A 12,202-nucleotide genomic window follows, 5' to 3' on the forward strand; every position below is an offset into this window, starting at 1 on the left:
ATCACACATTGAGTTCGCCACCGCTCGACTCCTCGCTGTCCTCGCCGCCCTCCTCGTCGTACGTCGGCCGCTTCGTGGCCAGCCCCAGAGCCTTGCGTGCGGTGACCGTGCTGGGGCCGTCGACGTACTCGTAGCCCTTGTCGTAGTGGATGTAGAAGGCGTCCACGTCGTCGTCCTCAGCCGCGTCCACCGCCTTCGCCCACTCGTCGCGCGCGTCCTCCATGTCCTTCACCAGGGCCGCGACCTGCTTGTCCGCCCCGGTCGGCCAGGACTGCGCGCGCAGCGCCCCGATCTGCTCGTCGAGGCCGTCGTGGACGTCCCGCGACCAGTCCAGGTAGCCGGGCAGGTCGTCCTCCGGGTAGTCCTCGGGCTCCTCCCACAGCACGGAGTCGAGGCTGTTGAGGGACTTGAGGAGAGCGACCTGGTAGGTGTCGAGCGTGGTCTCGTCGGCGCGCAGCGAGCCGGTCAGGGTCGCGTTGTCGTCGGTGTTGCCGAAGATGCAGGTGACCTCGCGGTCGCCGAGGCGCCAGCTCTGCCGGGTCGGGCCGAAGTAGTACACGTCGACGTCCTCGGGCAGCGCCCAGGTGTCCATGGCGTAGGTGTCCTGGAGCGGGTAGCACTTCGCGTCGGCGGCCGCGGAGACCGCGCTGTCCCCGGGGAAGGTGGAGCCCGTCATCCTGAACTCGCCGAACACCTCGCCGTCGTGCTCACCCGCGCAGGACACCGCGACGACGTCGTAGGTCAGGCCTTCGAGTGATCCGCCCGGCGCGTCGAAGCACTGGCCCTTCGCCACGGAGAAGGCGGTGCCCTGCGTCGCGCCCTTCTTGAACCCGTCCCAGGCCTCGGAGAGCCCGCCGGTGGCGAGCGCGGTCACCCACAGGGCGAACCCGAGCGAGGACAGGATCGACCCGGCGATCGCCAGCCCCTTGCCGGACTGGCCCTTCTTCCTGATCTGCGCGAGCGCGACGACTCCGAGCACCAGGCCCACGGCCGGGAAGCAGCACAGGACGCCGAGCACCAGGGAGGCCACGGCGAGGCCGTTGACGGAGGAGGGGCGGGCGTAGGGGCTGTAGCCCTGTCCCCAGGTCTGGTACGGCGGGCCATAGGGTTGCCCGTACTGCTGCCCATACGGCTGCTGTCCCTGCGGCGGCGGCCCGTACGGGTCCGGGGCCGGGGACGGCCCCTGGGCGGGGTCGGGCTGGTGGGGCCCAGGGGGCGGGGGTATGGACACGGGTTCCGTGCTCCTGGTTCAGGCAGTGGTGGGGAACTGACGTACGACAGGGCGCATGGTATGCGCGGGGTGGGCGGGGGTGGAATGCCGATCACGGGTGGGACGACCCAGGCGGTGAACGGACTTACGGCACGGTGGGCGGGGGTGTGCTCCGCGGGGACCGTGTTCTCGGCCGCCGGGGTGTGGCCGCTGCTGGCCTTCCTGGCCGACGGGGCACGGGGTCCGGCACGGGCGGAACTCGCGCGGGCGCTCGGCGTGCCCGCGGAGCAAGCGGCAGCGGCGGCACGGGAGTTGCTCGCGGAACTGGCCGAGACGCAGGCGCTGGACGCGGCGCTCGGACTGTGGACGAGCCGGACGCTGGAGCCGCGCGAGGAGTGGCGGGCCGGCCTGCCCGCCGACGCGCACGGCGTGCTCACCGGCGATCCCGCTCTCGACCAGCGGGAGATGGACGCCTGGGCCGCGAAACGGACCGACGGTCTGGTCGAGCGGATGCCGGTGGAGGTGCGGGATGGCACCGACCTGGTGCTGGCGAGCGCGCTGGCCCTGCGGACCACCTGGCTGCGGCCCTTCGAGGCGCGTCCGCTACGGCCCGCCGCGGGCCCCTGGCAGGGCCGGACCCTGCGCGGCCTGCACCGCAGGAGCGTACGGCTGGACCGGATCGGCGTGGTGGCCGCCCCCGAGGGCCGGGTCACCGAGGCGAAGGTGCGCGGCGACAACGGCGTGGACGTCCATCTCCTGCTCGGGGACGAGCACTTGACGCCCGGTCAGGTGCTGGCGGCGGGGACGGCCGCGCTCGACGGCACGCGTCCCGTCGTACGGGGGTCGTCGCTTCCGCACGGGCCCGCGGGGCCGGGGCTGCGGGTGGAGGAGCGGCCGTGCGCCAGGCCCGAGCAGCCGACGCTGGAGGTGACGACGGCCGCGTTCGAGGTGCGGGCGCACCACGATCTCCTGGAGCTGCACGGGCTGTTCGGCCTCACCTCGGCGCGGGACGCGGGGCAGGGGCACTTCCCCGGCATCAGCGCCTCGCCGCTCGCCGTGGGCTCCGCGCGGCAGTCCGTCCTGGCCCGCTTCGACGCGCTCGGCTTCGAGGCGGCCGCGGTGACGGCGGTCGCGGCGGCACCGGGGGGAGCGCCGCCGCCCCCGCCCCGGTACACCTCGACCGTGGTCACGGCCGCCTTCGACCGCCCCTTCGGCTTTCTCGCCGTCCACCGAGAGACACGGCTGGTGCTGGCCGCGGGGTGGGTGGACGAGCCGCGGTGACGCGCCGGTCTCAGTCGTCGAAACCCGTGGCCCGCGTGCTCTTCTCCCAGGCGGCGACGTCGGCCCGTACGCCGTCGAGGTGGTCGAGCACCGCGGTCACCGCGTCGTCGCCGAGGGGCAGCCGCAGCGGGGTCCGTTCGGCGTCGAGGGCGGCGCGGATCAGGGCGGCCGCCTTCGCGGGGTCGCCGGCCTGGGTGCCGTCGCCGCCGGAGACGAACCCGCGGGTCTCGCTCACCTTGGCGTAGATCCCGCTGTCGGCGCTGGCCCCGGCACGGCTCGCTTCGAACAGCGAGGTGCGGAACGAACCCGGCTCCACGATCAGCACCTTGATGCCGAACTCCCGCACCTCGTCGGCGAGTCCCTCGGACAGACCCTCCAGGGCGAACTTCGTCCCGCTGTAGGCCGAGAAGCCCGCGAAGGACATCTGCCCGCCCATGCTGCTCATCTGCACGATCGCCCCCGCGCGCCGCTCGCGCATCGAGGGCAGCACCGCCCTGGTGAGTGCCGCCGGCCCGAAGACATGCAGGTCGAACAGGTCGCGCAGTTCGGCCTCGGTGGTCTCCTCGAAGGCGCCGACGTGGGTGCGGCCCGCGTTGTTGACCAGCACGTCGATGCGGCCGTGCCGGGCCAGCACGTCCCGTACGGCGGCCTCCGCGGCGGCCGTGTCGGTCACGTCCAGGCGCAGCGCCTCCATCTGGTCGGGGTGGGCGGCCACCAGGTCGTCCAGCCCCTCGGGCCTGCGGGCCGCACCCACCACGACATCGCCGTCGGCCAGGGCCGCCTCGGCGATCGCCCGCCCGAACCCGCTGCTCGCGCCCGTGATCAGCCACACCTTGTTCATGACGACTCCTCGTGGTCCCACCGTCCGTGTCGCCGACCAGCCTGCTGCGCGGGCCGGTTGCCCGTCCAAGACCCACGGTGATAACCGATGGCTATGACGACCGACGTGCATGTACGGGATCTGCGCTACTTCCTGGCGGTGGCCGAGGAGCTGCACTTCACGCGCGCCGCGGAGCGGCTCTACGTGTCGCAGCCCGCGCTGAGCAAGCAGATCCGGGCGCTGGAGCGGCAGTTGGGCGTGGAGCTGTTCCGGCGCGACCCGCGGGGCGTGATGCTCACCGAGGCGGGTGAGACCCTGCTGCCGCACGCCCGGCAGGTGCTGGCGGCCTGGTCCGCGGCGGACACCGCGATGGCGAGGGCCCGGGCCGCGGGGCGCGGCACGCTGGTGGTGGGGATGAGCACCAGCCCCGGCCGCGGCGGCCTGCTCCCGGCGATCCGCTCCCGCTTCACGGCCGCGCATCCGGAGGCGGTCGTACGGCTGCGGCAGATGGGCTGGCAGGACCCGACCGCGGGTCTGGCGGACGGCGGGACGGAGGTCGCGTTCGTGTGGCTGCCGCTGCCCGACGAGGAGCGCTACGGCTGGACCGTGGTCGCCGAGGAGCCCCGTCTGGTCGCCCTCCCCGACGGCCACCCGCTCGCCGCCCGCGCGGAGGTGGACTTCGCCGACCTGGCCGAGGAGCCGTTCCTCGCCCTGCCGCCGAGCGCGGGCCCGCTGCGCGACTTCTGGCTCGCCCTCGACGAACGGGCCGGCCGCCCGCCCCGCATCGGCGCGGAGATCGCGGGCACCGAGGAGACGTACGAGGCCCTCGTGGCCGGCCTGGGCATCTGCCTGGTGGCCTCGGGGAACGCCCCCCTGATCACCCTCGGCGGGGTGGTCACCCGTCCGGTGCGGGGGCTGAGCCCGAGCAGGTACGTGCTGGCCTGGCGCAGGGAGGACGAGGCACGGCCGCTGGTGCGGGGGTATGCGGCGGCCTGTCGGTCCGTGGCGGGGGCACAGGAGGTCTGACGGGGTGCGGCCGTCGGCGTTCGGAGCCGCTCCGCGACCGAGCCGGGATCACTCCGCCGTCGTGAGTCTCGCGTCCCGCACGCCCAGTCGTTCCTGTTCCTCCTCGACGATCCGGCGGGCCAGTTCGGTGTCCGAGATGTCGATCGCGTCCGGGGTGGCCTCGGCCACGGCGCTGCGGCGGGCGTAGGCGTCGAAGAGGCGGGTCTTGGTCTCCAGCAGCTTCACCAGGCGTTCGTCGACGCCCCCGGTGGCGAGGAGGCGGTAGACCCGGACCGGTCTGACCTGGCCCATGCGGTGGGCGCGGGCCACCGCCTGGTGCTCGATGGTCGGCTTGATCTGCGGTTCGCACAGGACGATCACCGAGGCGGCCTGCATGTTGAGGCCGACGCCCGCGGCCTGGATCTGCGCCACGAGCACCGCGGGGCCCGGCACGGCGGCGAAGTCGTCGACGATCCGCTGCCGCCGCCCGGCCGGGACGCCTCCGGTGACCGGGCCGAACAGGTGGGCGCCGTCGGCCCCGAGCGCTTCCTCCACCACGCCCAGGACGTCCTTGAAGTGGGAGAAGACCACCGTCTTCTGCCCGTTCTCCCCGGCCTCCCGGACGATCTCCCGGAGCCGGTCCAGCTTGGCCGACTTCTCGGGGCGCAGGTAGGCGGCCCGGCGCATCGCCATGAAGTTGCCCGCGCGCACGGCCTCCCGGTACGCCTCCTCGTCCGACGCGCTCAGTTCCTCCCACTGGTCGGTGTGCTGGAGGCTGGGGAGTTCCGTCAGCACGTCCTCCTGGTTGCGCCGCAGGTAGACCGGGGCCACGGCCTTGCGGAAGGCGACCGATCCGGCCAGCGCGTCCCGCTCGCCGAGGGAGTCCGCGAGGTCTCCGTCGAGCATCCGGACCAGGTTGTGGAACTCCGCGACCCTGTTCTCCATGGGGGTCCCGGTCATGAGGAGGGTGCGTCCGCACCGCCCGGCCCACAGGGCGACCGCCTGGGACCGCTTGGCCTTCGGGTTCTTCACGGACTGCGCCTCGTCCACCACGAGCAGTCCGACCTCCCCGTCGTCCGGGGCGGGGGCGGGGAAGCCGCGCAGGGCGTCGAAGGTGGTCACCCCGACCCCGCCCCGCTCCCGCCAGTCGGCGAACGCGTGGTGCCGGTCGGGGCCGTGGAGCACGGTGACCCGCAGGGCGCTGCGGGCCTCGATCTCCCGTGTCCAGTTCACGAGCACGCTCGCCGGGCAGACCACCATGAAGTGGCTCTGTCCCCCGGCGGCCAGGTGGGCCAGCACGGCGATCGCCTGGATGGTCTTGCCCAGTCCCATCTCGTCGCCGAGCATCACCTTGCGCTGCGCGAGCGCGAACCGCGCGCCGAACGCCTGGTAGCCGCGCAGGGAGACCCGCCGGAGCGAGTCGTCGAGGTGCTGGGTCCGCACCCGCTCGGCGATCGCGTCCGGCAGGAAGCCCTCGGCGGCGGCCGTGTCCGGCTGCCGCCCCGAGATCTCGGCGAGCAGGCTGTAGTACTCGGCTGAGCGCAGCTCGAAGTCCACCCAGGCCGCGATGTCGGACGGGGGCGCCCGGAGCAGGTCCACCGATGCCTGGGCGAGCAGCCCGGGCAGGCCCGCCTTCTCCGCCTCGTCCACCAGCGACTGGACCGCTGTGACCGCTGCCGCCGCGCGGGCCTTCTTCTCCTGGCTCGCCAGCAGCATCCTGAGGCGTCCGACGGCGAGCCTGGCGTCGGCGAGCAGCGGTCCGAGCCGTGCCGTGAGGGCGGTGGCCCGGTCGACCGCGCGCCGGGCGTCCGGGCCGGCCTCCACTAGGACGTGCAGGGCCGTGACGAGGGCGGTGGTGCTCGGTTCCGGCTTCTCCACGTCGATGTGGACGGCCACGGTCTCGTGCGCGGCCTCGGAGAGCCGGCGGGCGGCCGCGAGCATCTGGTCGACCGTGCGCTGCCCGACGCCGGGGATCTGGCGCAACCGGTAGGGCCCTGCTTCGAGGACGGCGCCGACCGTGCGCAGTCCGCTCTTCTCGACGCTCCCCAGCCGCAGCCGCCCTCCGGTGACGTCCTGCAACCGGGCCACGGGGATGGCGTCGAGCTCCCGCTTCACCTCGGCGTCGTGGATCGGCCGCAGGGCCGCGCGCACCGCTTCCGCTGCCCTGTCATGGTCGGCGACCACCGCACGGGCCGCCTCGAACAGCCGCGCTCCCCTCGCGACGACGCCCCGCTCGACACGCCCCACGCTCCCGCCCCTCCATCGAAAGAAACCTGTGCCCGACCCGCCGGGAAGCGGTCGGACACAGGTTTCTGACTGCTCGTCAGACGTTGAAGCGGAACTCCACGACGTCCCCGTCCTGCATGACGTAGTCCTTGCCCTCCATGCGGGCCTTCCCCTTCGCGCGGGCCTCGGCCACCGAGCCGGTCTCCACCAGGTCGTCGAAGGAGATGACCTCCGCCTTGATGAAGCCCTTCTGGAAGTCGGTGTGGATCACGCCGGCCGCCTCGGGGGCCGTGGCGCCCTTCTTGATGGTCCAGGCGCGGGACTCCTTGGGGCCTGCCGTGAGGTAGGTCTGGAGGCCGAGGGTGTCGAAGCCGACGCGGGCGAGGGTGGCCAGGCCGGGCTCCTCGGCGCCGACCGACTCCAGGAGCTCCATCGCGTCCTCCTCGTCGAGCTCGGCGAGGTCCGCCTCCAGCTTGGCGTTGAGGAAGATCGCCTCGGCGGGGGCGACCAGGGCGCGCTGCTCGTCCTTGAAGGACTCGTCGACCAGCTCGTCCTCGTCGACGTTGAAGACGTACAGGAACGGCTTCGTGGTCAGCAGGTGCAGGTCGTGCAGCAGCTCCTCGTTGCCCGAACCCTGGACGATGCCGGCGGAGAAGAGGGTGTCGCCCTTCTCCAGGATCTCCTTGGCCTCCTCGACGGCCTTGACCTTCGGCGCGATGTCCTTCTTGATCCGCGACTCCTTCTGGAGGCGGGGCAGGACCTTCTCGATGGTCTGGAGGTCGGCGAGGATCAGCTCGGTGTTGATCGTCTCGATGTCGTCCCTGGGCGAGACCTTGCCGTCGACGTGGACGACGTTCTCGTCCTTGAAGGCGCGGATGACCTGGCAGATCGCGTCCGACTCACGGATGTTCGCGAGGAACTTGTTGCCCAGCCCCTCGCCCTCGGAGGCGCCCTTCACGATGCCCGCGATGTCCACGAAGTCGACGGTCGCCGGAAGGACCTTCTGGGAGGAGAAGATCTCGGCCAGTTTCGTCAGGCGCGGGTCCGGGACGCCGACCACGCCGACGTTCGGCTCGATCGTGGCGAACGGGTAGTTGGCCGCCAGCACGTCGTTCTTGGTCAGGGCGTTGAACAGGGTCGACTTGCCGACATTCGGCAGACCGACGATTCCGATCGTGAGCGACACGTTGCGACTTCCCGTACGTGAGAGGAGACGTGAGGAGACTGGCGGCCAGGGGGCCGATCCACCAGTCTACGGCGTGTCGCGGCACGCACCGGCGGCCCTCTCGAACGCATGGCCAAGGTCTTTCCCACGGCGTGTCCGAGGACCGATTCGACACATAAACAGACCTAGGTTGGTCCAGTGGAGCAACACAGGACCAGCCCCCCGCGCAACGGAACACGCCGCCCGGCCCAAGGAGGACCCCAAGGAGCGCCGCTGCCCGCGCAGGCCCGCGGCGAGCGACGGCCACCGGTGGCCCGCCGCCCGCCGCCCCCCGTGGTGCGGACGCTGCGGCGGCTGCCCAACCCCCGGCTCACCGGGCTCGGCGGGGGCCTGTTCTGCGGCGGTCTGATGTTCCTGCTCGGCTGTCTGGTCTCGGTGCTGTTCGGCTCGGCGCTGACGCCGTACGGCGTGCTGTTCGTGCCGGTCAGCGTGCTGACCGCGGTGTGGATGCGCCGGGGGGATCTGCTGACCGCCCCGATCGTCGTGCCGATCGCCTTCGCCGTCGGGCTCCTCCCGGTCGCCGACAGCGGCGGCGGCACCTCGGGTCGGCTGATGGGCCTGTTCACGGCACTGGCCACGCAGGCGGGCTGGCTCTACGCCGGCACGCTGGCCGCCGGCCTCGTCGCACTGGTCCGCAGGGTCCGCCTGGTACGGGACCGCTCGCGCCGGCCCTGACCCGGGCCGACGGCGGAACGAGCGGTTCCCGGTCCGTCGTACGGTCGGGGGCGGCACCGGCGCCGCGGGCCCGGTGCCCCGCCGGCTCCGCTACTGCTGGGCCGCCCGCATCGCCGCCCCCACGATCCCCGCGTTGTTCTGCAACTGCGCCGGGACGATCTCGGCCTTGATGCCCTCGATGTGGGGCAGGAACTTCTGCGACTTGCGGCTGACGCCGCCGCCGATGATGAACAGCTCGGGCGAGAAGAGCATCTCGACATGGGCGAGGTACTTCTGGACGCGGTGGGCCCAGTGCTCCCAGGTCAGCTCCTCGTCCTCCCTGGCCTTGCTGGAGGCCTTCTTCTCGGCGTCGTGGCCGTGCAGCTCCAGGTGGCCCAGCTCGGTGTTGGGGACGAGGACGCCGTCGACGAAGACCGCGCTGCCGATGCCGGTGCCCAGGGTGAGCAGGATGACGGTGCCCTTGCGGTCCTTGCCGGCCCCGAAGCTCATCTCGGCGACACCCGCCGCGTCCGCGTCGTTGACCACGGTCACCGGCAGTCCGCCGAGCCGGTCGCTGAACAACGCGCGCGCGTCGGTGTCGATCCAGCTCTTGTCGACATTGGCCGCCGTACGGATGTGGGATCCGCCGGTGACGACGCCCGGGAAGGTGAGCCCGACCGGGCCGGTCCAGCCGAAGTGGTCCACGACCTGCTTCACCCCGTCGGCCACGCCGTCGGGCGTGGCCGGGTGCGGGGTGAGCACTTTGTGACGCTCCTGCGCCAGGTCGCCCTTGTCCAGGTCCACAGGGGCGCCCTTGATCCCGGATCCGCCGATGTCCAAGCCGAAGATCTGCATGGCCCTACGTTACGACGGACGACGGACAGTCACGCCTCCGAGGTCCCCTTGCGCTCCGCGACCAGCGCCGCGGCTTCCTCGCGCAGGTCGCGCCGCAGCTCCTTCGGCAGGGAGAAGGTGATGGACTCCTCGGCCGCCTTCACGAGTTCCACGTCGCCGTAGCCGCGCTGCGCCAGCCACTCCAGGACCTCCTCGACGAGCACCTCCGGCACCGAGGCGCCCGAGGTCACGCCGACCGTGGTCACGCCCTCCAGCCAGGCCTCGTCGATCTCGCGGGCGAAGTCCACGAGGTAGGCCTCGCGGGAGCCGGCCAGCTTGGCGACCTCGACGAGCCGCTTGGAGTTGGAGGAGTTGCGGGAGCCGACCACGATGACCAGTTCGGCCTCGGCGCCCATCTGCTTCACGGCGAGCTGACGGTTCTGCGTGGCGTAGCAGATGTCGTCGCTGGGCGGCGAGATGAGCTGCGGGAACTTCTCCTTGAGGGCGTCGACGGTCTCCATGGTCTCGTCCACGGAGAGGGTGGTCTGGGAGAGCCAGACGACCTTCGACTCGTCGCGGACCTCGACCTTGGCGACGTCCGCGGGGCCGTCGACGAGGGTGATGTGGTCGGGGGCCTCGCCGGAGGTGCCGATGACCTCCTCGTGGCCCTCGTGACCGATCAGGAGGATGTCGTAGTCCTCGTTGGCGAAGCGGACGGCTTCCTTGTGGACCTTGGTGACCAGCGGGCAGGTCGCGTCGATGGTGGCGAGCTTGCCGCGCGCGGCCTCCTCGTGGACGACGGGGGCGACGCCGTGCGCCGAGAACATGACGATGTTGCCCGGCGGGACCTCCTCCGTGCGCTCGACGAAGATGGCGCCCTTCTTCTCCAGGGTCTGTACGACGTACTTGTTGTGGACGATCTCGTGCCGGACGTACACCGGAGCGCCGTACTGCTCCAGGGCTTTCTCGACGGCGATCACGGCGCGGTCCACACCCGCGCAGTAGCCACGGGGGGCGGCGAGCAGGACACGGCGGCCAGGCGAAGCGGTCATGCGTCCCATCGTACGGCCGCGTTCGGCCGGTCAAAGATCGCGTGCCCGTGACCGTCCCGATGAGACTGGCCGGGAGAGGTGACGGGCGGGACGGACGAGGAGCAGGCGGAGGCGCGATGTCCGGGACCGGCACGGCGGACCGTACGACCGAGGAGGGCGCGGGCGGCCTGCGCCGCAGCCTCGGCTTCCGGGACCTCGTGGTCTACGGGCTGCTGTTCATCGCCCCCATGGCCCCGGTCGGCGTCTACGGCACCCTGGACGCCAGGTCGCACGGGGCGGTCGCCCTCGTCTACGTGGTCGCGACCGTGGCGATGGCGTTCACCGCGTTCAGCTACGCCCAGATGGTGCGGGTCGTCCCCCTGGCGGGGTCGGTGTTCGCCTACGCGCGCGCGGGACTCGGCCGGCGGGCCGGTTTCGTGGCGGGCTGGATGGCGATGCTGGACTACCTGCTCATCCCGGCCGTGGCCTACCTGTTCTCCGGCATCGCGATGAACGCGCTGGTCCCGGAGATCTCGCGCTGGGTGTGGACGGCGCTGGCGGTGGTCGTCACGACGCTGCTGAACCTGTGGGGCGTGCGGGCGGCGGCCCGGGTGGGCTTCCTGGTGCTGGCCCTGGAGATCGTGGTCCTGCTGGTCTTCGTGGTGTCCGCGGTCGTCGTCCTCGCGCGGGACGGCGCCGAACGCGGCTGGCTGTCCCCGCTGTCCGGGGACGGCACCCAGGGCGCGTTCGCGCTGTCGGCGGTGCTCGGCGCGGTCTCCGTCGCCGTCCTGTCGTACCTGGGCTTCGACGCGATCGCCTCCTTCGCGGAGGAGGTCACCGGCGGTTCGGAGAAGGTCGCCCGCGCGGTGCTGTTCTGCCTGGCACTGGCGGGCCTGCTGTTCGTGGCGCAGACCTACCTGGTGGCCCTTCTGGACCCGACGACCTCGGCCGAGTTCGCGGCGCAGCCGGCCAGGCAGGGCTCGGCCTTCTACGACGCCGTCGACTCCGCGGTCGGCACCTGGCTGCACGACCTGGTGGCCGTCAGCAAGGCGATCGGCGCGGCCTTCGCGGCGCTGGCGGGACAGGCGGCGGCCGGGCGGCTGCTGTTCGCGATGGGCCGCGACCGGCGTCTGCCGCGCGCGCTGGCGAGGACGGACTCCGGCGTGCCGCGCGTGGCTCTGCTGTCCGCGGCCGCCGTCACCCTGGTCGCCGCGGTGTGGGCGGCCCGCCGGGACGACGGCATGGACCACCTGGTGTCCGTGGTCGACATCGGCGCCCTGACGGCCTTCACGCTCCTGCACGCGAGCGTGGTGGGCTGGTTCGCGGTCCGCCGACGCGGCGGTCCGGTGATCTGGTGGCGGCACGTCCTGGCCCCGACCCTCGGAGCGGCGATCACCGTGGCGGTGATCGTGGAGGCGTCGGGGGCGGCGCAGGTGGTGGGCGCGGTGTGGTTGGCGGCGGGGCTCGGGGTGCTGGTCGCCCAACGCGGTCGGTAGCCGGCCGGGGGCCGGGGCTGCTGCCGGTCGCGGGGGCGGCGGAGGCGACCGACTTGGAGTGCTGATCGCCCCACGCGGACGAAAACAGGCCGGATCCGGGGGTGCCGCGGGTCGCAGGGGCGGCGGAGGCGATCGGCTCGGGGTGCGGGTCGCCCAGCGCGGACGACAACCGGCTGGATCCGGGGGTGCCGCCAGCCGCGGGGGCGACGGAGGCGACCGGCTCAGGGTGCCCGTCGCCCAGCGCGGTCGATAACCGGCCGGGGCCGGGGGGGGTGCCGCCGGTCGCGGGGGGCCGGAGGCGACCGGCCCGGGGTGCCGATCGCCCAGCGCGGACGATAACCAGGCCCGATCCGGGGGCTGCTGCCGGTCACGGGGCAGCGGAGGCAACCGGCTCGGAGTGCTGATCGCCCAGCGCGGTCG

At 72.7% G+C, this 12,202-nt stretch carries 10 protein-coding genes; 4 read left to right on the top strand and 6 right to left on the bottom strand.

The features are described 5' to 3' along the window. Position 1 precedes the first annotated feature (1 nt). Positions 2 to 1,231, bottom strand: a complete 1,230-nt coding sequence (locus ACZ66S_RS06525) for a DUF4190 domain-containing protein (RefSeq protein ID WP_469900095.1) — start codon at positions 1,229 to 1,231, stop codon at positions 2 to 4. Positions 1,232 to 1,315: 84 nt separating this feature from the next. Between ACZ66S_RS06525 and ACZ66S_RS06530 the strand changes: the two genes are divergently transcribed. Further along, positions 1,316 to 2,491, top strand: a complete 1,176-nt coding sequence (locus ACZ66S_RS06530; protein WP_469900097.1) for a serpin family protein — start codon at positions 1,316 to 1,318, stop codon at positions 2,489 to 2,491. Positions 2,492 to 2,501: 10 nt separating this feature from the next. On the opposite strand, the gene ACZ66S_RS06535 is transcribed toward ACZ66S_RS06530, so the two are convergent. After that, positions 2,502 to 3,332 (bottom strand): oxidoreductase, encoded by an 831-nt coding sequence (locus ACZ66S_RS06535; protein WP_469900098.1) that lies wholly within the window; start codon positions 3,330 to 3,332, stop codon positions 2,502 to 2,504. An 87-nt stretch (positions 3,333 to 3,419) separates the two neighbouring features. Here ACZ66S_RS06535 and ACZ66S_RS06540 point away from each other — a divergent pair, with 87 nt between their 5' ends. After that, positions 3,420 to 4,337: a LysR family transcriptional regulator gene (locus ACZ66S_RS06540; RefSeq protein ID WP_469900100.1), complete on the top strand. Its 918-nt coding sequence runs from the start codon at positions 3,420 to 3,422 to the stop codon at positions 4,335 to 4,337. Between the two features lie 48 nt (positions 4,338 to 4,385). Here the strand turns inward: ACZ66S_RS06540 and ACZ66S_RS06545 are convergent, their stop codons facing one another. Together ACZ66S_RS06545 and ychF are read right to left on the bottom strand one after the other, a co-directional pair. Then, complete coding sequence (locus ACZ66S_RS06545; protein ID WP_469900101.1) at positions 4,386 to 6,563, bottom strand: DEAD/DEAH box helicase; 2,178 nt, start codon at positions 6,561 to 6,563, stop codon at positions 4,386 to 4,388. A gap of 76 nt (positions 6,564 to 6,639) precedes the next feature. Further along, complete coding sequence (ychF, locus tag ACZ66S_RS06550) at positions 6,640 to 7,728, bottom strand: redox-regulated ATPase YchF (protein WP_469900102.1); 1,089 nt, start codon at positions 7,726 to 7,728, stop codon at positions 6,640 to 6,642. A 177-nt stretch (positions 7,729 to 7,905) separates the two neighbouring features. Between ychF and ACZ66S_RS06555 the strand changes: the two genes are divergently transcribed. Then, the gene (locus ACZ66S_RS06555) at positions 7,906 to 8,442 is read left to right on the top strand and encodes a DUF6542 domain-containing protein (protein WP_469900103.1); all 537 of its coding nucleotides are present in this window, start codon (positions 7,906 to 7,908) and stop codon (positions 8,440 to 8,442) included. 90 nt (positions 8,443 to 8,532) lie between these two features. Here the strand turns inward: ACZ66S_RS06555 and ppgK are convergent, their stop codons facing one another. Both ppgK and ACZ66S_RS06565 read right to left on the bottom strand, forming a co-directional pair. Further along, entirely contained in the window at positions 8,533 to 9,276 is a 744-nt protein-coding gene (ppgK, locus tag ACZ66S_RS06560) for a polyphosphate--glucose phosphotransferase (protein WP_469900104.1), read from the bottom strand. A 29-nt stretch (positions 9,277 to 9,305) separates the two neighbouring features. Then, the gene (locus ACZ66S_RS06565) at positions 9,306 to 10,316 is read right to left on the bottom strand and encodes a 4-hydroxy-3-methylbut-2-enyl diphosphate reductase (RefSeq protein WP_469900106.1); all 1,011 of its coding nucleotides are present in this window, start codon (positions 10,314 to 10,316) and stop codon (positions 9,306 to 9,308) included. Between the two features lie 107 nt (positions 10,317 to 10,423). On the opposite strand from ACZ66S_RS06565, the gene ACZ66S_RS06570 reads away from it, so the two are divergent. Then, a complete protein-coding gene (locus ACZ66S_RS06570) occupies positions 10,424 to 11,782 on the top strand; it encodes an APC family permease (protein WP_469900107.1) in 1,359 nt (452 codons plus the stop codon). Positions 11,783 to 12,202 lie beyond the last annotated feature (420 nt).

Source organism: Streptomyces sp. NPDC107471, assembly GCF_055582845.1.

Coding starts and splice junctions, on each gene's coding strand:
- ACZ66S_RS06530 (WP_469900097.1), top strand. CDS start 1,316: ATGCCGATCACGGGTGGGACGACCCAGGCGGTGAACGGACTTACGGCA.
- ACZ66S_RS06535 (WP_469900098.1), bottom strand. CDS start 3,332: ATGAACAAGGTGTGGCTGATCACGGGCGCGAGCAGCGGGTTCGGGCGG.
- ACZ66S_RS06540 (WP_469900100.1), top strand. CDS start 3,420: ATGGCTATGACGACCGACGTGCATGTACGGGATCTGCGCTACTTCCTG.
- ppgK (WP_469900104.1), bottom strand. CDS start 9,276: ATGCAGATCTTCGGCTTGGACATCGGCGGATCCGGGATCAAGGGCGCC.
- ACZ66S_RS06565 (WP_469900106.1), bottom strand. CDS start 10,316: ATGGGACGCATGACCGCTTCGCCTGGCCGCCGTGTCCTGCTCGCCGCC.
- ACZ66S_RS06570 (WP_469900107.1), top strand. CDS start 10,424: ATGTCCGGGACCGGCACGGCGGACCGTACGACCGAGGAGGGCGCGGGC.